A 21,249-nucleotide genomic window follows, 5' to 3' on the forward strand; every position below is an offset into this window, starting at 1 on the left:
AGTGTTGGGACAGGCCTCGTGCGGTGCTCGGATCATGAAGGCGAGGGGTGGAGCGGATGACCTGCTTGTTACGCAGCGTTACAAACGGGGGTGGCCGTCGCCCGGCGCGGTCGGCCGGTGACATGGCTGCGCCCCCTCGTAGGCCAGGGACCTGCCCAGGGCGGGCGGCGGCCAAACGAGGGGGCGCGTCAGGGTCTTGTGGGTGGTGCGGCTGCTACAGGTCGCGCAGCGCGCAGGTCAGGCGGCAGCTGGTGAGGCGGCGGCCGGTGTCGTCGGTGACCGCGATCTCGTAGGTGGCGGCGGTGCGGCCCTTGAAGACGGCGGTGGCCACACCGGTGACCAGTCCGGAGGTGGCCGAGCGGTGGTGGGTGACGTTGAGATCCACGCCCACCGCGTAGCGGCCGGGGCCGGCGTGCAGCATCGCGCCTATCGAACCGAGCGTCTCGGCCAGCGCGGCCGAGGCGCCGCCGTGCAGCAGCCCGTACGGCTGCTGGTTGCCCTCCACCGGCATCGTCCCCACCACCCGGTCGCCGGAGGCCTCCACCACCCGGATCCCCATCTTGTCGCCGAGGGTGCCGCCGGAGAAGGTGCCGGGCTCCACGCCGAGCTTGGCGAAGTGGTCCAGCACGTCCTGCGGCACGTCCAGCACCAGCGGCGCCTGGTGGGCGGGCGCCTGGGCGGGGCTGTCGGTCGGGGCTTGCTCGGTCATCGGTCTCTCTCCTGGTCGACGGTGGTGATCGCCTCTCGTGATCGCCTTTCGTGATCGTACGGCCGAGGCGGCTCCGGGCGCCGGTGAGCCCGGCCGTGGCTGGTCGGTGTTGTCGGCGGGGCGCCCTAGGATCGGGGGCGGCAGTGAAACCGGCAAGGAACGGACGTTGACGTGGCTACGCGGAGTGCGGTGCAGAACGCGGGCGGTACTGGCGCGGCGGCCGGGGCCCGGCCCCGGCTGATGCTGCTCGACGGCCATTCGCTGGCCTACCGGGCGTTCTACGCGCTGCCAGTGGAGAACTTCAACACCTCCACCGGGCAGCCCACCAATGCCGTGTACGGCTTCGCCTCGATGGTCGCCAACACCGTGCGCGACGAGGCCCCCACCCACCTCGCGGTCGCCTTCGACGTCTCCCGCAAGACCTTCCGGTCCGAGGAGTTCCCCGACTACAAGGCCAACCGCGCCAAGACGCCGGACGAGTTCCGCAGCCAGATCGGCCTGATCGGCGAGCTGCTGGACGCGATGAAGGTGACCCGGCTCTCGCTGGAGGGCTTCGAGGCCGACGACATCATCGCGACCCTGGCCACCGCCGCGGAGGCGGACGGCTTCGACGTCCTGATCGTCACCGGCGACCGGGACTCCCTCCAGCTGGTCACCGAGCACGTCACCGTGCTCTACCCCACCAAGGGCGTCTCCGAACTGACCCGCTACACCCCCGAGAAGGTCGCCGAGAAGTACGGCGTGACCCCGCGCCAGTACCCGGACCTGGCCGCCCTGCGCGGCGACCCGTCGGACAACCTGCCCGGCATCCCCGGCGTCGGCGAGAAGACCGCCGCCAAGTGGGTCAACCAGTTCGGCTCGTTCGACGAACTGGTCTCCCGGGCCGACGAGGTCAAGGGCAAGATCGGCGAGAAGCTGCGCGAGCACCTCGACTCGGTCAAGCGCAACCGGGTCCTCACCGAGCTGGTCCGCGACGTCGAACTGCCGGTGGGCGTGGCCGAGCTGGGCCGCGAGCCGTTCGACCGCGAGGCGGTCGGGCAGCTGATGGAGTCGCTGGAGTTCCGCAACGCCAACTTCCGCGACCGCGTCTTCGCGCTGGACGTGGGCGGCGCCGAGGCGGCCGAGGAGGCGGTGGCCGCCCCCGGCATCGAGGTGGCGGGCGAACTGCTCACCGAGCCCGGTGCGTTGGCCGGCTGGCTGGCCGAGCACGCGGCCGGCCCCGGGCAGGTCGCGCTGGCGGCCGTCTACCAGTGGGCGCTGGGCAGCGGCGAGGTGCAGGAAGTGGCGCTGGCCACCGCCGAGTCCGCCGCCTGGTTCGACCCCAGCCAGCTCGCCGAGGAGGACGAACGCGCCTTCGCCGGCTGGCTCGCCGACCCCGAGCGCCCCAAGGCGCTGCACATCGCCAAGCACGTGCTGCGGGCCTTCGCCGAGCGGGGCTGGGCGATCGAGGGCATCGCCGCCGACACCGCGCTCGCCGCCTACCTGGAGAAGCCCGGACGGCGCACCTTCACCCTGGAGGTGCTCGCCGAGGAGTACCTGGGCCGTTCGCTGGCCCCGGTGGAGGCGGCCGAGAGCGGCCAACTCGCCTTCGACGCCCCGGAGGAGGACACCACCGCCGGGGCCCGCGCGCTGATGGTCCAGGCCCGCACGGTGCTCGACCTGGCCGCCCTCTTCGAGGCCCGGCTGGCCGAGGCCGGCGCGGTGGAGCTGGTGCGCGACATGGAGCTGCCGATCGCAGCCCTGCTGGCCCGGATGGAGCGCACCGGCATCGCCGCCGACCGCGCCTGGCTCCAGTCGCTGGAGCAGCAGTTCGCCGCCGAGATCCAGCGCGTGGTGGAGGAGGCGCACCGCGCGGCCGGGCGCGAGTTCAACCTCGGCTCGCCCAAGCAGCTCCAGGAGATCCTCTTCGGCGAGCTGGCGCTGCCCAAGACCAAGAAGATCAAGACCGGGTACACCACCGACGCCGACGCGCTGACCTGGCTGGCCGGGCAGACCGAGAACGAGCTGCCGGTCATCCTGCTGCGCCACCGCGACCAGGCCAAGCTGCGCACCACGGTCGAGGGCCTGCTCAAGACGGTCTCGCCGCAGGGCCGGATCCACACCACCTTCAACCAGATGGTCGCCGCCACCGGCCGCCTCTCCTCGCAGGACCCGAACCTGCAGAACATCCCCGTGCGCACCGAGGAGGGCCGCCTGATCCGGCGGGCCTTCGTGGTCGGCGAGGGGTACGAGTCGCTGCTGACGGCCGACTACTCGCAGATCGAACTGCGCATCATGGCCCACCTGTCCGAGGACGCGGCGCTGATCGAGGCCTTCGCCAGCGGCGAGGACCTGCACACCACGGTCGCCTCCTCGGTCTTCAGCGTGGCCCCCGAGGCCGTCGACGCCGAGATGCGCCGCAAGATCAAGGCGATGTCCTACGGCCTGGCCTACGGCCTGTCCGCCTTCGGGCTCTCCCAGCAGCTGGGCATCAAGCCGGCCGAGGCCCAGGGCCTGATGGACACCTACTTCGAGCGCTTCGGCGGCATCCGCACCTACCTGCACCGGGTGGTCGAGGAGGCCCGCGCCACCGGCTACACCGAGACCCTGCTCGGCCGTCGCCGCTACCTGCCCGACCTCACCAGCGACAACCGCCAGCGCCGCGAGATGGCCGAGCGGATGGCGCTCAACGCCCCCGTGCAGGGCTCGGCCGCCGACATCGTCAAGATCGCGATGCTCCGGGTCGACGCCGAGCTGACGAAGGCGCGGCTGCGCTCGCGGATGCTGCTCCAGGTGCACGACGAAATCGTGCTCGAACTGGCCCCCGGCGAGCGCGAGCCGGTCGAGGCCATCGTCCGCGAGCAGATGGCCGGCGCCTACGACCTGCGCGCCCCGCTGGACGTCTCGGTCGGCGTCGGCCCCGACTGGGAGGCGGCGGCGCACTGAGGCCAAGGGCCGCCGGGTTCCGTGCGGAGCCCGGCGGCCCGGCCCGCCGGTCGGTACGGCAGGAGACCGGTGGTGTCGAGAACGAACCCGAACGGCGCGGGGATGTGGACCGATTCCCCGAAGACGGCGTCCTCCCGGAGCCGGTAGCGGTCGTTCCCGGGCTCGCTGAGCAGCATCACGGTCTGCTGTCCGGGGTCGACGATCAGGTAGGCGGGGATCCCCGTCCGGGGGTAGTCCCGGACCTTCCCTCCCGGTCTCCCTCGATCAGGTCGAGACGGTGCGCGTACATCCGTCCTCCAGGTCCGACTCGCCCCGGCCCAGGGCTTCTGGACGACCGGTTCGTGGCACGGATCACTTCCTCGGGTTGGTCCGCCTGGTCGGCTCCGCGGTGGTGGGGTCCTCGGGCCAGGGGTGGCGGGGGTAGCGGCCGCGCAGGTCGGCGCGGACGGCGCGGTAGCCCTCGCGCCAGAAGGAGGCGAGGTCGCCGGTGACCGCGGCCGGGCGGCCGGCCGGGGAGAGCAGGTGGATGGTCAGCGGCACGCGGCCGCCGGCCAGTGCCGGGGCCGCGGACCAGCCGAAGAGCTCCTGGAGCTTGACCGCCAGCACCGGGCGCTCGCTCGAATAGTCCACCCGGATCCGCGAGCCGCTGGGCACGGTGATCCGCTCGGGGGCCAGCTCGTCCAGCCGGCCCGCCTCCCCGGTGGCCCAGGGCAGCAGGCGCTGCAGCGCCGAGGTGACGTCCAGGCGCTCCAGGTCGGCCCGGCGCCTGGCGCGGGAGAGCTCGGGCTCCAGCCACTGCTCGGCGGCGGCCAGCAGCGCCTGGTCGCCGACGTCGGGCCAGGGTGCGCCGAGCGCGTGGTGCAGGAAGGCGAGCCGGGCGCGCAGCGAGAGCGCGCCCTCCGGCCAGCGCAGCAGCTCGCTCACGCCCTCGCGGGCCAGGCCCTCGAGCAGCGCGGCCCGCAGCAGGGCCGGGGCGGGGGAGCGCAGCGCGGCCTCGTCGAGTTCGAGCGCACCCAGGGCGGTGAGCCGGCGCGCGGTCAGGTCGCCGCGCCGGCTGCCGGGCGGGGTCGCCCAGTGCACCTCGTCCCGCTCGGTGAGCAGGTGGGCGGCGGCGGTGCGCGCGGTGCTCTCGTCGATCGGCACGGCCCGCTGGACGCGCGCCGAGGGCGCCCCCGCGGGCCGGTCGGCGACCGCGATGGCCAGCCACGGCGCGCCGCCGAGCGCCGAGCCCGGCGCGGTCCGGGCGGCCGTGCCGGAGGCCATCAGGAAGGCGTCGCCCCGGGCCCGCGCCACCCGCTCCGGGTGGGCGAGCGCGACCACCAGCCCGGCGGCGCCCGCATCCGTCAGCGCGCCGTCGGGCGCCTTCGCCTGGGCACCCGGCAGTTGGGCGCGCAGCCGGCGCACCTCCTGCCGCCAGCGGCCCGCGTAGGGGTCGCCGGCCTCCCGCACCGCGCGCCACACCGCCACCAGGTCGTCGCCCAGTGCGCGCGGCGGCTCCTCGGAGAGCAGCGCGACGAGCTCCGCCGCCCGCCGCGCCCCGACCAGCGGCGCGCCGTCGAGCAGTGCGCGGGCCAGCCGCGGGTGCAGCCCGGTGCGCGCGAAGCGGCGCCCGCGCTCGGTGGCGCGCCCGTCCGCCGTCACCGCGCCCAGCGCGAGCAGCGTCTGCCGGGCCGCCGCCAGCGCGCCCGCCGGCGGCTGGTCGGGCAGTGCGAGCCCCTGCGCGTCGGGGTCGCCCCAGCAGGCGGCCTGCAGCGCGAACCCGGTCAGATCGGCCAGCGCGATCTCCGGCGTGGGGAAGCGCGGGGCGCGGGCGTCGGCCACCTCGGCCCAGCACCGGTACACCGTCCCCGGCGCCTCACGCCCGGCCCGCCCCGCGCGCTGGCGCCCGGCGGCGAGCGAGGCCCGCACGGTGACCAGGCTGCCGAGGCCGCGCGCGTGGTCGGTGCGCGGCTCGCGGGCCAGCCCGCTGTCCACCACGATCCGCACGCCGGGGACGGTCAGCGAGGACTCCGCCACCGAGGTGGCCAGGATGACCCGGCGCCGCGCCCCGGCGGTGAGCGCCGCGTCCTGCACGGCGGCCGGCGCCTGCCCGTGCAGCTGGAGGACGTCGACGCCGGTGAGGTCCGCGAGCCGCCCCGCCACCCGGGCGATCTCGCCGACCCCGGGCAGGAAGCAGAGCAGGTCGCCGCCGCGCTCGGTCAGCGCCCGGCGCACCACGGCCGCCACGTGCTCCAGCAGGGCGGGGTCGGTGCGGGTGCCCTGGGGCGGTCGCACGGCGCTCGGCGGCGGCGCCCACACGACCTCGACGGGGTGCGCGCTGCCGTGTGCTTCCACCACCGGGCCGTCGTCCAGCAGGCGGGCCCAGGCCGCGGTGTCCGAGGTCGCGGAGGCGACCACCACGGCCAGTTCGGGCCGCAGCGCGGCGCGTACGTCCAGCAGGAAGGCGAGCGCGGTGTCCGCGTCCAGGTGCCGCTCGTGGCACTCGTCCAGCAGCACCAGGTCCACCCCGGGCAACTCCGGGTCGCGCTGCAGCCGTTGCAGCAGCACGCCGGTGGTGACCACCTCGACCACCGTCGCGGGCCCGACCACCCGCTCGCCGCGGATGGTGTGGCCGACGCGCCCGCCCACCTGTTCGCCCAGCAGGTAGGCCATCCGCCGGGCGGCCGCCCGCACCGCGAGCCGTCGGGGCTCGGCCACCAGCACCGTGCGCCGCGGGCCGGCGGAGTCGAGCAGCCCGGCCAGCGCGAGCGGCACCAGGGTGGTCTTGCCGGTGCCGGGCGGCGCCGCGAGCACGGCCACGCCCCGTTCGTCGAGGGCGGCGGCCAGCGCGGGCAGGGCGCTGCGGACGGGGAGGTCGAAGGTCACGGGTGCCAGTATTCAGCCCCGCCCCTTCGACGAAGCCCGCCCCTTCGACGGAGCCCGCCCCTTCGACGAAGCCCGCCCCTTCGACGAAGCCGTCAGCTCACGAAGCCCGCCGGCTCACGAAGATCGCCGTCCCCGGCAGGTGCTTGCCGCGCAGCGGGCTCCAGCCGCCCCACTCCTGCCGCAGCCCGGCCGGCCACTCCGGCTCCACCAGGTCGAGCAGCGTGAACCCGGCGGCCACCAGCTCGCGCACCCGGTCGCCCAGCGTGCGGTGGTGCTCGACGTAGCTGGCCCGCCCCTGCTCGTCCTGCTCGACGTAGGGCGTGCGGTCGAAGTAGGAGGCGGTCGCGGTCAGCCCCTCCACCCCGGGCTCGTCCGGGAAGGCCCAGCGGATCGGGTGGGTGACCGAGAAGACCCAGCGCCCGCCCGGGCGCAGCACCCGGTGCACCTCGCGCATCAGCGCCGCGGTGTCCGCGCTGAACGGCACCGCGCCGTACGCCGAGCAGGCCAGGTCGAAGGAGCCGTCCGCGAACGGCAGCACCGCCGCGTCCGCCTGCACCAGTGCGACGGGCACGTCCCCGCGGGACAGGTCGATCCGCCGCGAGTGCTGCAGCTGCCGGTGCGAGATGTCGAGCGCCACCGGCCTGGCGCCGCGCGCCCGCAGCCAGCGCGAGCACTGCGCGGCACCCGCGCCGATCTCCAGCACCTCGCGGCCGGCGAGCTCGGCGGTGGGGCCGAGCAGGTGCGCCTCGGCCTCGTCCAGGCCCTCGGGGCACCAGGTGAAGCGGTCGTCGCCGAGGAAGGCGCCGTGCTCGTCCTGGTACTCGTCGGCGTTGCGGTCCCACCAGTGGCGGCTGGCCCGGCTGCTCTCCGCGGCCGGGGCCGGGCGGCGCAGCGCGAAGTCCTCGTCGTCGGAGTCCTCGAAGGCCGCGTCGGCCGGGTTGCCAGGGGCGGTGTCGGGGATCATGATGCGCCTCGCGTAGGGTGGGGGATGCGGAAAGCGCCGCTGCGTGCGACCGTCCCTTTCGGGGGTCGGGAGCAGGCGGTGGCATCCGGGGAGCGGGCCCTGTCGACTGCCACTCCCCACGCGGCCCGGGTGGCTCGCGTGAGGTGCGCAGTTGGAGGATATGGCCTGATCCATACCAGACTGCCGGTCTCGTCTTCTTCGGCGTTGACCATGGCTGACTGTCCCCGTATGCTACAAGTTGCGCTGCGGGCCTGCGCGCCTCGGACGGAGCAGGTCGCGCTCGCGTCTGTCGAAGACCCCACGGTCGCAAGACGGACCCCTCCTGAATTTCCAGGACGGTGGGCCGTGTTCTGGGCTGTCCGGCTTTCGGTGGGAGCGATACGGGCCCTCCGCGTGGCATTACCTACGACTTCATGTCCGTACCGGAGCCCTTTTCCTAATGACGAGCCCCACCGACACCTCTGTCAGCACCACCCCGCAGGTTGCGGTCAACGACATCGGCGACGCGGAAGCTTTCCTCGCGGCGATCGACGAGACCATCAAGTACTTCAACGATGGCGACATCGTTGAGGGCATCATCGTGAAGGTCGACCGTGACGAGGTGCTCCTCGACATCGGTTACAAGACCGAGGGTGTCATCCCCTCCCGTGAGCTCTCGATCAAGCACGACGTCGACCCGCACGAGGTCGTCAAGGTCGGCGACGAGATCGAGGCCCTGGTTCTCCAGAAGGAGGACAAGGAGGGTCGTCTGATCCTGTCCAAGAAGCGTGCGCAGTACGAGCGCGCCTGGGGCACGATCGAGAAGATCAAGGAAGAGGACGGGATCGTCACCGGTACCGTCATCGAGGTCGTCAAGGGTGGTCTCATCCTCGACATCGGCCTCCGTGGCTTCCTCCCGGCCTCGCTGGTCGAGATGCGCCGCGTCCGCGACCTCCAGCCCTACGTGGGCAAGGAGCTCGAGGCCAAGATCATCGAGCTGGACAAGAACCGCAACAACGTGGTCCTGTCCCGCCGTGCCTGGCTGGAGCAGACCCAGAGCGAGGTCCGCCAGACCTTCCTCACCACCCTGCAGAAGGGCCAGGTGCGCTCCGGCGTCGTCTCCTCGATCGTCAACTTCGGTGCCTTCGTGGACCTGGGCGGCGTCGACGGTCTGGTTCACGTCTCCGAGCTGTCCTGGAAGCACATCGACCACCCGTCCGAGGTTGTCGAGGTCGGCCAGGAGGTCACCGTCGAGGTTCTCGACGTTGACATGGACCGCGAGCGCGTCTCCCTGTCGCTGAAGGCGACCCAGGAGGACCCGTGGCAGCAGTTCGCCCGTACGCACCAGATCGGCCAGGTCGTCCCGGGTAAGGTCACCAAGCTGGTTCCGTTCGGTGCGTTCGTCCGCGTGGACGAGGGCATCGAGGGTCTGGTCCACATCTCCGAGCTGGCCGAGCGCCACGTGGAGATCCCGGAGCAGGTCGTCCAGGTCGGCGACGAGATCTTCGTCAAGGTCATCGACATCGACCTCGAGCGCCGCCGCATCAGCCTCTCGCTGAAGCAGGCCAACGAGTCGCTCGGTGCCGACCCGGCCTCGGTCGAGTTCGACCCGACCCTGTACGGCATGGCTGCCTCGTACGACGACGCCGGCAACTACATCTACCCCGAGGGCTTCGACCCCGAGGCGAATGACTGGCTGCCCGGCTTCGACAAGCAGCGCGAGGAGTGGGAGCGCCAGTACGCCGAGGCGCAGGCCCGCTTCGAGCAGCACCAGGCCCAGGTCATCAAGAGCCGCGAGGCCGACGCCGAGGCCGCTGCCGAGGGTGGCGACGCTGTTGCCGCCGCCGCCGGTGGCAACTACACCTCCTCCAGCGACGAGGGCTCCGGCGCCCTCGCCTCGGACGAGGCGCTGGCCGCCCTGCGCGAGAAGCTGGCCGGCGGCCAGAGCTGATCGCACCAGGGCAGCTCGGCTGGGCTGAGCTGAACTGAGAGTGGGCCCCCACCCGGGAGACCGGGTGGGGGCCCACTTGCCGTTCACCGGCCTGTTGCCGGTGGTTCCCGCCTGATGGGTGCCACCGGAGTGCATCGATGTGATAAGGCGCTCATGCCAACTTTATGGGTCTTTTAGGACACAACGCCTAGCGTGGGACGAGTTACCCGCACCGTCAACGGCCGGGTGGCTTCCCCGCTCTCGCACGCTAGGCCACCCGCTTGATGCGCTCCTTCGCCGCACCAACCTCAGCCCCTGCCGCCGCTCCCGGGCGGCTCGCCGTGCTCGGCCGTTTCTGCCACCGCCACCGGCGCTGGGTCCTCGCCTTCTGGGTGGGCGTGCTCGCGCTCGGCGTCCTGATCGGTGGCCGGGTCTTCGAGGGCTCCGTCACCAACACCTCCTCCGACGGCTACGAGTCCACCAAGGGCACCGCCGTGGTGGCCGCCGCCGACCCGTCGGCCGGGACGGTCACCGCGGTCGTCGACGGAGCACCGGTGGACACCCCCGCGGTGCGCGACGCCGTCACCGCCGCCGCCCAGGACCTGGCGAAGCTGCCCGGCGTGCTCTCGGTCTCCGACGCCTACCAGGGCGGCCAGCAGGCGCTGCGTGCGGCCGACGGGTCGGCGAGCGTGCTGGACGTGCGGCTCGCCGCCGACTCCACCGCCAAGCAGCAGCAGGCGGTCGGCCAGCAGCTGGCGAACCTCGAGGTGCCGGGCGCGCACGTGACCGTCGGCGGTGACCTGGTGCTGCAGCACGAGGTCAAGGCGCAGACCCAGTCGGACACGAAGTTCGGCGAGATCGTCACCCTGCCGCTGACCCTGATCGTGATGGTGCTGGTCTTCGGCGGGCTCGCCGCGGCCAGCCTGCCGGTGATCGGTGCCGTCGCCTCGGTGGGTGGCGCGCTGCTGGCGATGTTCGGTTTCAGCCAGATCATGGACATCGACACCACGGTGCTGCCGATCGCCACCGTGCTCGGCCTCGGCCTGTCGATCGACTACGCGCTGCTGATGGTCAACCGGTTCCGCGAGGAGCGCGGGGCCGGCGCGGGGCAGGCCGCCGCCGTGGAGCGGACGGCCGCGACGGCCGGGCGCACGGTGGCCTTCTCCGGGCTGACGGTGGCGGTCGCGCTCAGCGGGCTCTTCGTCTTCACCAGCCCGGTCTTCCGGGCGGTGGCCGCCGCCGGCGTCAGCGTGGTGGTGATCGCGGTGCTCGCCGCGCTCACCCTGGTTCCCGCGCTGCTCGGCTTCGCCGGGCACCGGATCAAGCCGCCCAAGCACTCCGAGCCCGACGAGGGCTTCTTCGCCCGCACCGTGCGCCGGGTCCAGCGCCGGGCGGTGCCGGTCGCGCTGATCTGCGTGGCGCTGCTGACGGCGGCCGGGGCGCCGTTCCTGCACGCCGACATGCGCAGCACCGGCGCCGCCGTGCTGCCGACCAGTTCGGCGGGCCGCCAGGTCAGCGACACCATCGCGCAGCGCTTCCCGCAGCTGGCCTCGGCCCCGGTGACGGTGGTGGTGCAGGGCGACCAGCAGGCCGCCGCGCACTACGCCGACACCGTGGTCGCCAAGCTGCCCGAGGTCGCCGGGGTGCGCGCGGTGCAGCCGGCCGGCCCGGACCTGAGCACCGTCGAGGTGTTGGTGCACGGCGACCCGCAGGGCAGCGCGGCCAAGTCGGTGGTGGACGAGCTGCGCGCCGACCGGGGCGGGCTGACCACCTACGTGACGGGCGACGCGGCGAGCGTGGTCGACTTCCAGCACGAGCTGCTGGCCCGCGGACCGTGGGCGCTGGGGCTGGTGGCGGTCGGCACCCTGGTGCTGCTCTTCCTGATGACCGGGTCGGTGGTGATGCCGGTCAAGGCGCTGCTGATGAACGTGCTCTCGCTGGGCTGTTCGCTGGGCGCGCTGACCATGGTCTTCCAGTTCGGCTGGTTCAGCGGGCTGCTGGGCTTCACCCCGACCGGGGGGCTGGAGACCTTCATCCCGGTGCTGGTCTTCGCCTTCGCCTTCGGGCTGTCGATGGACTACGAGGTCTTCCTGCTGGCCCGGATCAAGGAGTTGCGGGACCAGGGCTACAACTGCAAGGAGGCCGTGCAACTGGGCCTGCAGCGCAGTGGCCGGATCATCACCTCGGCGGCGCTGCTGATGGTGATCGTCTTCGCCGGCTTCGCGGCCGGGCAGATGCTCATGGTCAAGCAGATGGGCATCGCGCTGGCGGTGGCCGTCGCGGTGGACGCGACCCTGGTGCGCTGTCTGCTGGTGCCGGCCGCGATGTCGCTCTTCGGCGAGTTCAACTGGTGGGCGCCGGCGCCGTTGCGCCGGCTGTACAACCGGTTCGGGCTGCGCGAGCACGTGGCGCTGCCGCCGCTCGAGGTGCCCGCCGCGGCGGCGGTGCCGGGCCCGCGCACCCCGCGGGCGGTGGCCGAGGAGCCGGTGCCTACTCCGAGTTGACGCAGGCGTTGCCGAAGCCGGCGTTGCCGAGGCCGCCGAGGTTGGCGGAGTCGCAGGCCGCGGCGCTGCCGGCGCCGGCGAGGATCAGACCGACCAGGGTGACGGTCAGCAGCGGCAGCGCGCGGCGCTTCGACAGCAGGGAGGTGGCGGGCGCCGGCCGGGCGGGCGGGGCGTCGTCGGTGCGCAGGGAGGTCACGCGAGGGTCCTTAGGGCTGGGCGGGACGGATCTGCCCAGCACAACGACGGCCGGTCGGCAAAGGTGACTGCCGCCGGTCAGCCGATCCGCCGCAGCAGCCCGACCGCCTGGCGCAGCACCTGCCGCTCCGGCTCGGTCAGCTCGCGCTCGATCACCTCGGCCAGCCGCTGCTCGCGGCGGCGGCGCTGCTCGTGCAGCGTCTCGACGCCCGCCTCGGTGGCGCTCAGCACCACCTTGCGCCCGTCACTGGGGTGCGGCTGCTGGCGGATCAGGCCGGCCTGGAGCAGCAGGGTGACGGTGCGGGCCATCGACTGGTGGCGCACCCGCTGGCGGTCGGCCAGTTCGGCGGTGGTGTGCGGGCCCTCGCGGACCAGCCAGCCCAGCGCGCCGACCTGGTTCTGCGGCAGCACCGTGTCGGCCCGCACCAGGCGCACCAGCTCGCCGACGGCGGCGCGCAGGTCGGCGGCGAGCTGGAGCGAGGCGGGGTCGGTGCTCATGGGGTCAACTCTAGCGGCGGCCGGAAATTTATCCAGCAGAACTGCACAGCATTGCTGTACTGTTTTTCCCATGCGACTGACCAAGTTCGGACATGCCTGCGTCCGCATCGAGCAGGACGGCAGCACACTGGTGATCGACCCGGGCGCGTTCACCGAGCCCGAGGCCGTCCAGGGCGCCGATGCGCTGCTGATCACCCACGAGCACTTCGACCACTTCACCGAGGACCAGGTGCGCGCCGCCCTCGCGGCCAACCCCGGCCTGCAGATCTGGACCAACCGCGCGGTCGCCGACCAGCTGGCCGGCCTCGGCGCCGCCGTGCACGCGGTCGGCGCCGGGGATGCGTTCGACGTCGGCGGGATCGACGTCTCGGTGCACGGCGAGTGGCACGCCGTGATCCACCCCGACCTGCCGCGGGTCGGCAACATCGGCTTCCTGCTGGGCGGGCGGGTCTTCCACCCCGGCGACGCGCTGACCGTCCCCGAGCAGCCGGTGCAGACGCTGCTGCTGCCGATGGCCGGGCCGTGGAACAAGATCGGCGAACTGATCGACTACGTCCGCGAGGTGAAGCCGGCCCAGGCGCTGGGCATCCACGACGGGGTGCTCAACGACATCGGGCGCGGGATCGGGGAGCGCATGCTGGGGGAGGGCGGCCCGGGGACGGGGGCGCCCTACCGGTACCTGCCCTCCGGTGCCGGCCTGGAGCTGGACGCTGTGTAGTCTGCCGCCATGCGGAAGATCGGACTGACCGGCGGTATCGGGGCGGGCAAGAGCGCGGTCGCCGGGCTGCTGGTCGCCCACGGCGCGGTACTGGTCGACTCCGACCGGATCGCCCGTGAGGTGGTGGCCCCGGGCACGCCCGGACTCGCCGCCGTGGTCGCCGAGTTCGGCCCCGGAGTGCTCGGCCCCGACGGTGCGCTCGACCGCCCCGCGCTGGGTGCCGTCGTCTTCGCCGACCCCGAGCGGCTGGCGGCGCTCAACGCGATCGTCCACCCGCTGGTGCGGGCCCGCTCGGCCGAGCTGGAGGCGGCGGCCGACCCGGACGCCGTGGTGGTGCACGACGTGCCGCTGCTCGCGGAGAACGGGCTGCAGACGCTGTTCGACCAGGTGGTCGTGGTGGACGCCGACGAGGAGGTCCGGGTGCGGCGCCTGGTCGAGCTGCGCGGCATGGCCGAGTCGGAGGCCCGGGCGCGGATGGCCGCGCAGGCCACCCGCGAGCAGCGCCTGGCCGTCGCCGACCTGGTGGTGGAGAACAACGGCACCGAGGCCGAACTCGCCGAGCGGGTCACGGCGTTGTGGCAGCGCCTGACGTCGACGGCTGGATGAGGTCCCAGCGGTTGCCGTAGAGGTCGGCGAAGACCGCCACCGTGCCGTAGGGCTCGGTGCGCGGCTCCTCCAGGAAGCGCACCCCGGCCGCGAGCATCCGCCGGTGGTCGCCCGCGAAGTCGGCGGTCTGCAGGAACCAGCCGACCCGCCCGCCGGTCTGGTCGCCGACCCGGGCCAGCTGCTCGGGCTTGCCGGGCCGGGCCAGCAGCAGGCCCGCTCCGCCGTCCCTGGGGCCCGCCACCACCCAGCGCCCGCCGTCGGCGCGCGGGCTGTCCTCGCGCAGCTCGAAGCCGAGCGCCCGGACGTAGAAGTCGATGGCCTCGTCGTAGTCGCGGACCAGCAGTGCGGTGTGTGTGATCATCCGGCCACCCTACGGTCTGCCCGCGGGGCCAGGACCTACGGCTTGCGGCCGATCGCGGCCCAGATGCCGACCTGGGCGTCGGTCTGCGCGGGCGGCTGGTCGGGCCGCCACTGGGCGACGGTGACCAGGCCCGGGTCCACCAGTTCGAGGCCGTCGAAGAACCGGGCCACCTGGTCCTTGCCGCGCAGGGTCAGCTGGGCGGAGGCGTTGCGGTACACCGCCGGGCCCAGGCCGCGCTCCTCCGGCGGCAGGAAGTCGGCGGTGCCGTGCGAGAGCGCCAGGTAGCTGCCCGGCGGCAGTGCCCGGACCAGCTCGCGCACGATCGCGTGCGGGTCGTCCGCCTCGTCGACGAAGTGCAGGATCGCGAAGAGCAGCAGCGCCACCGGCTCGCCCGGCGCCAGCAGCCGCTGCACGGCCGGGTCCTGGAGGATCACCGCCGGTTCGCGCAGGTCGGCCTGGACGACCGTGGTGCACCCCGCCGTGCTGCCGGAGAGCAGTGCGCGGCTGTGCACCAGCACGATCGGATCGTTGTCCAGGTACACCACCTGGGACTCCGGGTGCACCTGCTGCGCCGTCTCGTGGGTGTTGCCGGCGGTGGGGATCCCGGTGCCGACGTCGATGAACCGTCGCACCCCGAGCCCGGCCAGCTCCCGCACCGCCCGCTGCAGGAAGTCCCGGTTGGCCCGGGCGGCGACCCGCACCATCGGGCTGGACGACAGCAACTGCTCGGCGGCGGCCCGGTCGGCGGGGAAGTTGTCCTTGCCGCCGAGGTAGTAGTCGTACATCCGCGCGGGGTGCGGGATCTCCGGGTGCAGCTCGGCGGGCGGCGGTGCGTCGTCCGACCAGGACATCCAACTCCGATCGACACGTAACTGATGGTCGGTCATCGCTGTTCTCCCGGCTCAAGGTTGCCGCCCCGTGGCGGCGTCCCGGCAGAGCCTAAGGCCTGCGGGGGGCCTGCGACACGGACTTGTCGCGACTGAACGAGGATTGAAGCCGGCGGGCTCCGGGGCCCTGGGCGCCCTGGATGTCGTGCGGGTTGTACAGGGCGCACTTGCCCAGCGAGAGGCAGCCGCACCCGATGCAGCCGGTGAGGTGGTCGCGCAGGCGCTGCAGGTCGGCCATCTGGCGGTCGATCCGCTCCTGCCAGGCGGTGGCGACCGGGGCCCACTCGGCGGCGCTGGGGGAGCGGTCGACCGGCAGGCCCGCCATCGCCTCGCGGGCCTCGTCCAGCGAGAGGCCGACGGCCTGGGCGGCCCGGACGAAGGCCACCCGGCGCAGCATCTGGCGGGCGAAGAGCCGGCGCCCGCCGGCCGTGCGCTCGGCGTGGATCAGGCCCAGCTCCTCGTAGTAGCGCAGCGCGCTGGGCGCGAGGCCGCTGCGGGCGGACAGTTCGCCGATGGTCATCCGGGGCTGCTGGGCGGTCATGACCGCGATTCTAGGGCTTGACCTCAAGTCGACTTGAGGTAGCAGGATCATCCGCATGATCACCACCTACGAGGAGCTCCCCGGCCTGCTGGGCCGGATGACCGGAGCCGAGAAGCACGGCCCGGCGGCCACCTCCACCCTGGACGCGCTCTGGGTGCTGTACGAGCGGGTGCTGCGCATCGACCCCGAGCGGGCGGACGACCCGGCGCGGGACCGGTTCCTGCTCTCCAAGGGCCACGGCCCGATGGCGTACTACGCGGTGCTGGCCGCCAAGGGCTTCCTGCCCGCCGAGTGGCTGGACGGGTTCGGCGGCTACCACTCGCCGCTGGGCCACCACCCGGACCGGCTGCTGGTCCCGGGCGTCGAGATCGGCTCCGGCTCGCTCGGCCACGGCCTGCCGCTCGCGGTGGGCACCGCGCTGGGCCTGCGGGCGCAGGGGCTGACCGATCCGGCGGTCTGGACGCTGATCGGGGACGCCGAGTTCGACGAGGGCAGCAACCACGAGGCACTGGCCTACGCCGGGGCGGTCGGGCTGGAGCGGCTGCACGCCATCGTGATCGACAACACCTCGGCCACCCACGGCTGGCAGGGCGGGATCGCCTCCCGCTTCGCGGCGGCCGGCTGGTCGGCGGTGACCGTGGACGGCCACGACCACGAGGCGCTGTACCAGGCGTACACCACCGAGCACCCGGGCCGGCCGCACGCCGTGATCGCCCGGGTCGAGCCCAAGAACTAGTCACCACCGACGGGGAGAAGAACGATGGACACCATGCGCGAGCGCTTCGCCACCGTGGCGAGCGACCTGCTCGACCAGGACCCCCGCACCGCCCTGGTGCTCGCCGACATCGGCGCGGCCCAGCTCACCGGGGCCGCCGCCGCCCACCCCGACCGGGTGCTCAACGTGGGCATCCGCGAGCAGTTGCTGATCGGGGTGACCGCGGGCCTGGCGCTGACCGGGATGCGCCCGATCGCCCACACCTTCGCCAGCTTCCTGGTCGAACGGCCCTTCGAGCAGGTCAAGCTGGACCTTGGCCACCAGGGGGTGGGCGCGGTGCTGGTCAGCGCGCTGGGCTCGTACGACTGGCCGGCCGGCGGGCGCACCCACATGGCGCCGGGCGACGTGGCGCTGCTCGACACGCTGCCCGACTGGACGGTGCACGTGCCGGGGCACCCCGACGAGACCGAGACGCTGCTGCGGCACGCGGTGGCCGACGGCGAGCGCAACGTCTACGTGCGGCTCTCCGCGCATCAGAACGCCGAGGCCAGGCCGGTGGTGCCGGGCCGGTTCCTGACCCTGCGCCGGGGCGCGGCCGCCACCGTGGTGGCGGTGGGCCCGATGCTGGACGCGGTGCTGGCCGCCACCGAGGGGCTGGACGTCACCGTCCTCTACGCCACCTCGGTGCGGCCCTTCGACGCCGCCGCGCTGCGCGCCGCGGGCCCCACCGACGTGGTGCTGGTCGAGCCCTACCTCGCCGGGACCTCCGGCGGCGAGGTGAACCGGGCGCTGGCCGACCTGCCGCACCGGGTGCTCGGCCTCGGCGTGCCGCGCGAGGAGCACCGGCACTACGGGAGCATCGAGGAGCACCTGGCGGCCTACGGCCTCACCGCGCCCGGACTGCGGCAGCGGATCGTCAGCTTCCTGCCACGCGGGTGATGGCGCAGGAGCGCGGCCCCAGGCGGCCGGCGCCCAGCTCGCCCCAGTGGGCGACCACCTCGCCCGCCGGCGGCTCGCCCGGCTTGTCGCCGAAGTTCACCGCGATCCTGAACGGGCCACGGTGCACGGTCAGTTGCCCCTGTGCCTCGTCGAACTCCACCGCGACCGCGGTCAGGTCAGGGTCCACCAGCTGCGGGTTCTCGCGCCGCAGCCGGATCAACCGCCGGTACCAGGCGAGCAGTTCGGCGTGCTGTCCGGCGCGCGGCTCGGTCCAGTCCAGGGTGGAGCGCAGCACGGTGGCGGGCTCCTGCGGATCGGGCACCTGCTCGGCCGCCCAGCCGTAGGCGGCGAACTCCCGCCGCCGGCCCTGGCGCACCGCCTCCGCGAGCTGCGGATCGGTGTGGTCGGTGAAGTACTGCCAGGGGGTCGCGGCTCCCCACTCCTCGCCCATGAAGAGCATCGGGGTGAACGGCGAGGTGAGCACCAGTGGTGCGGTCAGGGCGAGTTGGCCGGCGCTCAGCCGGTCGCCCTGGGCGCGGTTGCCGATCTGGTCGTGGGTCTGCGCGTAGCCGAGCAGCCGGTGCCCGCCGCCCGCCGCGGGGAAGGGGCGGCCGTGGTGGCGGCCGCGGAAGGAGGACCAGGTGCCGTCGTGGAACCAGCCGCGGGTCAGCGTCCGGGCCAGCGCCGCCAGCGGGGCCCGGCCGAAGTCGGCGTAGTAGCCCTGGGTCTCGCCGGTCGCCGCGGCGTGCAGCGCGTGGTGGAAGTCGTCGCTCCACTGGGCGTCCAGCCCGTAGCCGCCCGCCTGCCGGGGATCGGTCACCCGCGGGTTGTTCAGGTCGGACTCGCCGATCAGGAACAGCGGGCGCCGCTCGGCTGCGGCCAGCGCCCGTACGGCGGTGGTCAGTTCCTCCAGGAAGTGCACCGCGCGGTCGTCCACCAACGCGTGCACCGCGTCCAGCCGCAGGCCGTCGATCCGGTAGTCGCGCAGCCAGGCCAGCGCGCTGCCGATCAGGTAGGCGCGCACCTCGTCCGAGCCGGGCGCGTCCAGGTTGACCGCCGCGCCCCAGGGCGTCTGGTGCCGCTCGGTGAAGTACGGACCGTAGGCGGGCAGGTGGTTGCCGGAGGGGCCGAGGTGGTTGTGCACCACGTCCAGGATCACGCCCAGGCCCTTGCGGTGCGCGGCGTCCACGAAGCGCTTGAGGCCCTCCGGGCCGCCGTAGGGCTCGTGCACCGCCCAGGGCGCCACCCCGTCGTAGCCCCAGCCGTGCCGGCCGGGGAACGGGCAGACCGGCAGCAACTGCACGAAGTCCACGCCCAGTTCGACCAGGTGGTCGAGCTTCTGCTCGGCGCCGGCGAAGGTGCCGGCCGGGGTGAAGGTGCCGACGTGCAGCTCGTAGACGACCGCGCCGGGCAGCGCCCGCCCGTGCCAGTCGCTCTGCGACCAGCGGAAGTCCGCGTGGTCGACCAGCCGGCTCGGGCCGTCGGGGCCGTGCGGCTGGCGGGCCGAGCGCGGGTCGGGCAGGGCGGGCCCGCCGTCGAGTGCGAAGCCGTAGTCCTGCCCGGCTGCTGCCTCGCCGCGCCACCAGCCGCCCGGCTCGGCGGCCAGCGGGCTGCGCACACCGTCCACCTCCACCTCGACCCGCCCGGCCGCCGGAGCCCAGACCTGGTACCTCACGATGCCTCCTTGGTCAGTAGCGCGACGGTGTCCACGGTGCCGGTGAACGGCCGGCCGGTCAGCAGGTCCCGCCAGCGTCCGGCCAGTTCGAGGGTCGCGCCTTCGCCGCGCCCGGCCAGCGCGTACGGCAGCCGGGTGGCGGCCACCGTCAGGTTCGGCCCGCGCTGGTAGGCGATCAGGTGCTCGCCCGCCGCCAGCGGGCGGTAGCGGCCCAGCGGGCGGCTCAGGTGCAGGGCGGTGCGGGTCAGGTGCAGCTTGCGGCGCGCGAAGTCGCCGAGTGCGGCGTCCGGGAGGGTGAAGTCGACCGGGGCGCGGTTGTCGGGGTCGACCAGGGTGTACAGCGGGCGCTCGGAGCCCTGGTAGAGGTCGGGCACGCCCGGCATGGTGAGGTGCAGCAGCGCGGCCGACAGGCTGTTGCTGCGCGCGTACGGCTCCAGGAAGGCGACGAACGCCTCGATCCGCGCGGTGAGTTCGGGAATGCTCAGGACGGTCTCGGCGTACTGGGCGAGGGCGGCTTCGTAGTCGGCGTCCTGGGCGGTCCAGCTGGTGGTCAGCTTGGCCTCGCGGACCGACTTGAGCAGCACCGAGCGCAGCCGCTCCACGTCGATCGGCCAGGCGGCCACCAGGGTCTGCCAGAGCAGCCACTCGGCGTTGCGGTCGGCCAGCCCGCCGGCCAGCGCCGACCACGCGCGGCACTCGGCCGTCCACTGCTCGGGCAGCTCGGCCAGCACGGCGAGCCGGGCCCGGGCGTCCGCGCTGCGCTTGGTGTCGTGGGTGGACAGCGTGGTCATGGTCAGCGGCCAGTGGCGCTGGATGTCCTCGCACCAGCGGTGGAAGTCGGCCGGTTCGACGCCCGGGTGGCCGGGGTCGCCACCGACCTCGTTCAGCGAGAGCAGCGGGTACCAGCGGTAGAAGGCGGTGTCCTCCACGCCCTTGGCCGCCACCGCCGAGGCGGTCTGGGCGAACCGGGTGCGGAACTCGTCCTTCAGCGGGCCCGAGCCCAGGTGGCCCTGGGTCAGCAGCTCGACGAACTCCTTGGTGGACTGCGGCGTGGTGACGGTCCGTTCGGCCTGGGAGAGGTAGGGCCGGTAGACCGTGTAGTGGGTGAACAGGTCACAGAGCGCGGCCCGCACCGCGAGCGGGGCGTGGTCGGCCAGCGCCGGTTCGGCCGCGCCGATCTGCTCGGCCAGCCGGACCAGGCGGTTCATCTCGGCGGCCAGTTCGCCGCTCGGGCCGGTCATCTCGGCACGGCCGATCCGGGCCTGCTCGGCGGCCGAGGAGTCGAGGCCGGTGTACTCGGCGTACAGCCCGGTCAGCCGGTGCACCCCGGGCCCGTCGGTGAGCACGCCGTCGATGTGCCGCAGTGCGTCGTAGCCGGTGGTGCCCGCGCAGGGCCAGTCGCCGGGCAGCCGTTCGTGTCCGGTGAGGATCTTCTCCACCACCGTGTAGGCGCAGCCGCTGGTCTCGGCCAGCCGGCGCAGGTAGGCGCGCGGGTCGGCCAGGCCGTCCGGGTGGTCGACCCGGAAGCCGTCCAGCACCCCCTCCTCGCGCAGCCGCAGCAGCACCCCGTGGGTGGCCCGGAACACCTCCGGGTCCTCCACCCGCAGTGCGATCAGCTCGTTGATGCTGAAGAACCGGCGGTAGTTGAGCTCGGTGCCGGCCAGTCGCCACCAGGCCAGCCGGTAGTGCTGGCGGGAGAGCAGCTGGGCCAGTGGCAGGTGCTCGGTGCCCGGGCGCAGCGGGAAGACGTGGTCGTAGTAGCGCAGCGTGTCCTGATCCACCTTCAGCTGGTCGAGCACCGCGCCCAGCCGGTCGCCCAGCACCGGCAGCAGGATCCGGCCGCCGTGCGCCGCCCAGTCGATGTCGAACCAGTGCGCGTAGGCCGACTCGGGCCCGTCCCGCAGCACGTGCCAGAGCGGGGTGTTGAGGCGCTCGGGGACCGGCAGCGCCATGTGGTTGGGGACCACGTCGGCGATCAGCCGCAGCCCGTGCTCGTGGGCCGCGGCGGCGAGGGCGCGCAGGGCGCCCTCGCCGCCGAGCTGTTCGCTGATCCGGGTGTGGTCGACCGTGTCGTACCCGTGGGTGGAGCCGGGTGTCGCCTCCAGCAGGGGCGACAGGTGCAGGTGGGAGATGCCGAGCCCGGCCAGGTACGGCAGGGCCGCGGCGGCGTCCGCGAGCGTGAACGAGGGCTGCAGCTGGAGCCGGTAGCTCGCTGTAGGGGGTGTGATCACACCCCAT

17 protein-coding genes and 1 pseudogene are annotated in these 21,249 nt (G+C 73.6%); 7 read left to right on the forward strand and 11 right to left on the reverse strand.

The annotated features are described in order from the left end of the window. Positions 1–214: 214 nt before the first annotated feature. Positions 215–709, reverse strand: coding sequence for a PaaI family thioesterase (locus OG500_RS28340; RefSeq protein WP_327069680.1), 495 nt, complete (start codon positions 707–709; stop codon positions 215–217). Positions 710–949: 240 nt separating this feature from the next. Here OG500_RS28340 and polA point away from each other — a divergent pair, with 240 nt between their 5' ends. Beyond that, positions 950–3,634 (forward strand): DNA polymerase I, encoded by a 2,685-nt coding sequence (gene polA / locus OG500_RS28345; RefSeq protein WP_329587786.1) that lies wholly within the window; start codon positions 950–952, stop codon positions 3,632–3,634. Here polA and OG500_RS28350 read toward each other — a convergent pair. From OG500_RS28350 to OG500_RS28360, 3 genes and pseudogenes are all read right to left on the reverse strand, one after another. Continuing rightward, positions 3,565–3,888, reverse strand: a pseudogene (locus OG500_RS28350) (Uma2 family endonuclease); the annotation flags it as partial. The gene polA and the pseudogene OG500_RS28350 overlap by 70 nt on opposite strands. A gap of 97 nt (positions 3,889–3,985) precedes the next feature. Continuing rightward, complete coding sequence (hrpB, locus tag OG500_RS28355) at positions 3,986–6,499, reverse strand: ATP-dependent helicase HrpB (RefSeq protein ID WP_329584208.1); 2,514 nt, start codon at positions 6,497–6,499, stop codon at positions 3,986–3,988. 97 nt (positions 6,500–6,596) lie between these two features. After that, the gene (locus OG500_RS28360; protein ID WP_329584210.1) at positions 6,597–7,463 is read right to left on the reverse strand and encodes a class I SAM-dependent methyltransferase; all 867 of its coding nucleotides are present in this window, start codon (positions 7,461–7,463) and stop codon (positions 6,597–6,599) included. Between the two features lie 439 nt (positions 7,464–7,902). Between OG500_RS28360 and rpsA the strand changes: the two genes are divergently transcribed. Together rpsA and OG500_RS28370 are read left to right on the forward strand one after the other, a co-directional pair. Then, on the forward strand, positions 7,903–9,393 hold the full coding sequence (gene rpsA, locus OG500_RS28365; RefSeq protein WP_184934878.1) for a 30S ribosomal protein S1: 1,491 nt from the start codon (positions 7,903–7,905) through the stop codon (positions 9,391–9,393). Between the two features lie 263 nt (positions 9,394–9,656). Continuing rightward, positions 9,657–11,876: an MMPL family transporter gene (locus OG500_RS28370; RefSeq protein WP_329587789.1), complete on the forward strand. Its 2,220-nt coding sequence runs from the start codon at positions 9,657–9,659 to the stop codon at positions 11,874–11,876. On the opposite strand, the gene OG500_RS28375 is transcribed toward OG500_RS28370, so the two are convergent. Together OG500_RS28375 and OG500_RS28380 are read right to left on the reverse strand one after the other, a co-directional pair. After that, the gene (locus OG500_RS28375; RefSeq protein ID WP_329584211.1) at positions 11,863–12,072 is read right to left on the reverse strand and encodes a hypothetical protein; all 210 of its coding nucleotides are present in this window, start codon (positions 12,070–12,072) and stop codon (positions 11,863–11,865) included. The genes OG500_RS28370 and OG500_RS28375 overlap by 14 nt on opposite strands. 77 nt (positions 12,073–12,149) lie before the next feature. After that, on the reverse strand, positions 12,150–12,569 hold the full coding sequence (locus OG500_RS28380; protein ID WP_327069684.1) for a MarR family winged helix-turn-helix transcriptional regulator: 420 nt from the start codon (positions 12,567–12,569) through the stop codon (positions 12,150–12,152). Between the two features lie 70 nt (positions 12,570–12,639). Between OG500_RS28380 and OG500_RS28385 the strand changes: the two genes are divergently transcribed. Together OG500_RS28385 and coaE are read left to right on the forward strand one after the other, a co-directional pair. Then, positions 12,640–13,287 (forward strand): MBL fold metallo-hydrolase, encoded by a 648-nt coding sequence (locus tag OG500_RS28385; protein WP_329584212.1) that lies wholly within the window; start codon positions 12,640–12,642, stop codon positions 13,285–13,287. Positions 13,288–13,296: 9 nt separating this feature from the next. Then, complete coding sequence (gene coaE / locus OG500_RS28390; RefSeq protein ID WP_329584214.1) at positions 13,297–13,893, forward strand: dephospho-CoA kinase; 597 nt, start codon at positions 13,297–13,299, stop codon at positions 13,891–13,893. Here the strand turns inward: coaE and OG500_RS28395 are convergent. Genes OG500_RS28395 through soxR form a run of 3 tightly spaced genes read right to left on the reverse strand, consistent with a single transcriptional unit; the run spans position 13,853 to position 15,682 of the window. Continuing rightward, entirely contained in the window at positions 13,853–14,254 is a 402-nt protein-coding gene (locus OG500_RS28395; protein ID WP_329584217.1) for a VOC family protein, read from the reverse strand. The two genes, coaE and OG500_RS28395, sit on opposite strands and share 41 nt — an antisense overlap. Before the next feature lie 35 nt (positions 14,255–14,289). Further along, positions 14,290–15,141 carry an SAM-dependent methyltransferase gene (locus OG500_RS28400; protein WP_327069688.1) on the reverse strand — a complete coding sequence of 284 codons (852 nt, stop codon included), beginning with the start codon at positions 15,139–15,141 and terminating at the stop codon, positions 14,290–14,292. A 52-nt stretch (positions 15,142–15,193) separates the two neighbouring features. Further along, a complete protein-coding gene (gene soxR, locus OG500_RS28405) occupies positions 15,194–15,682 on the reverse strand; it encodes a redox-sensitive transcriptional activator SoxR (protein WP_327069689.1) in 489 nt (162 codons plus the stop codon). A 55-nt stretch (positions 15,683–15,737) separates the two neighbouring features. Between soxR and OG500_RS28410 the strand changes: the two genes are divergently transcribed. Together OG500_RS28410 and OG500_RS28415 are read left to right on the forward strand one after the other, a co-directional pair. Next, positions 15,738–16,418 carry a transketolase gene (locus OG500_RS28410; RefSeq protein WP_327069690.1) on the forward strand — a complete coding sequence of 227 codons (681 nt, stop codon included), beginning with the start codon at positions 15,738–15,740 and terminating at the stop codon, positions 16,416–16,418. 24 nt (positions 16,419–16,442) lie between these two features. Next, positions 16,443–17,336: a transketolase family protein gene (locus OG500_RS28415; protein ID WP_327069691.1), complete on the forward strand. Its 894-nt coding sequence runs from the start codon at positions 16,443–16,445 to the stop codon at positions 17,334–17,336. Here the strand turns inward: OG500_RS28415 and treZ are convergent. Together treZ and treY are read right to left on the reverse strand one after the other, a co-directional pair. After that, complete coding sequence (treZ, locus tag OG500_RS28420; protein ID WP_327069692.1) at positions 17,314–19,011, reverse strand: malto-oligosyltrehalose trehalohydrolase; 1,698 nt, start codon at positions 19,009–19,011, stop codon at positions 17,314–17,316. The two genes, OG500_RS28415 and treZ, sit on opposite strands and share 23 nt — an antisense overlap. Then, on the reverse strand, positions 19,008–21,242 hold the full coding sequence (gene treY, locus OG500_RS28425; protein WP_327069693.1) for a malto-oligosyltrehalose synthase: 2,235 nt from the start codon (positions 21,240–21,242) through the stop codon (positions 19,008–19,010). The genes treZ and treY overlap by 4 nt, the downstream gene beginning before the upstream one ends. Between the last annotated feature and the right edge of the window lie 7 nt (positions 21,243–21,249).

Origin of the sequence: Kitasatospora sp. NBC_01250, from assembly GCF_036226465.1 — a bacterium.
In the GTDB taxonomy this organism is placed as follows: domain Bacteria; phylum Actinomycetota; class Actinomycetes; order Streptomycetales; family Streptomycetaceae; genus Kitasatospora.

Coding starts and splice junctions, on each gene's coding strand:
- OG500_RS28340 (WP_327069680.1), bottom strand. CDS start 709: ATGACCGAGCAAGCCCCGACCGACAGCCCCGCCCAGGCGCCCGCCCAC.
- polA (WP_329587786.1), top strand. CDS start 950: ATGCTGCTCGACGGCCATTCGCTGGCCTACCGGGCGTTCTACGCGCTG.
- OG500_RS28360 (WP_329584210.1), bottom strand. CDS start 7,463: ATGATCCCCGACACCGCCCCTGGCAACCCGGCCGACGCGGCCTTCGAG.
- rpsA (WP_184934878.1), top strand. CDS start 7,903: ATGACGAGCCCCACCGACACCTCTGTCAGCACCACCCCGCAGGTTGCG.
- OG500_RS28370 (WP_329587789.1), top strand. CDS start 9,657: ATGCGCTCCTTCGCCGCACCAACCTCAGCCCCTGCCGCCGCTCCCGGG.
- OG500_RS28380 (WP_327069684.1), bottom strand. CDS start 12,569: ATGAGCACCGACCCCGCCTCGCTCCAGCTCGCCGCCGACCTGCGCGCC.
- OG500_RS28385 (WP_329584212.1), top strand. CDS start 12,640: ATGCGACTGACCAAGTTCGGACATGCCTGCGTCCGCATCGAGCAGGAC.
- coaE (WP_329584214.1), top strand. CDS start 13,297: ATGCGGAAGATCGGACTGACCGGCGGTATCGGGGCGGGCAAGAGCGCG.
- OG500_RS28395 (WP_329584217.1), bottom strand. CDS start 14,254: ATGATCACACACACCGCACTGCTGGTCCGCGACTACGACGAGGCCATC.
- OG500_RS28400 (WP_327069688.1), bottom strand. CDS start 15,141: ATGACCGACCATCAGTTACGTGTCGATCGGAGTTGGATGTCCTGGTCG.
- soxR (WP_327069689.1), bottom strand. CDS start 15,682: ATGACCGCCCAGCAGCCCCGGATGACCATCGGCGAACTGTCCGCCCGC.
- OG500_RS28410 (WP_327069690.1), top strand. CDS start 15,738: ATGATCACCACCTACGAGGAGCTCCCCGGCCTGCTGGGCCGGATGACC.
- OG500_RS28415 (WP_327069691.1), top strand. CDS start 16,443: ATGGACACCATGCGCGAGCGCTTCGCCACCGTGGCGAGCGACCTGCTC.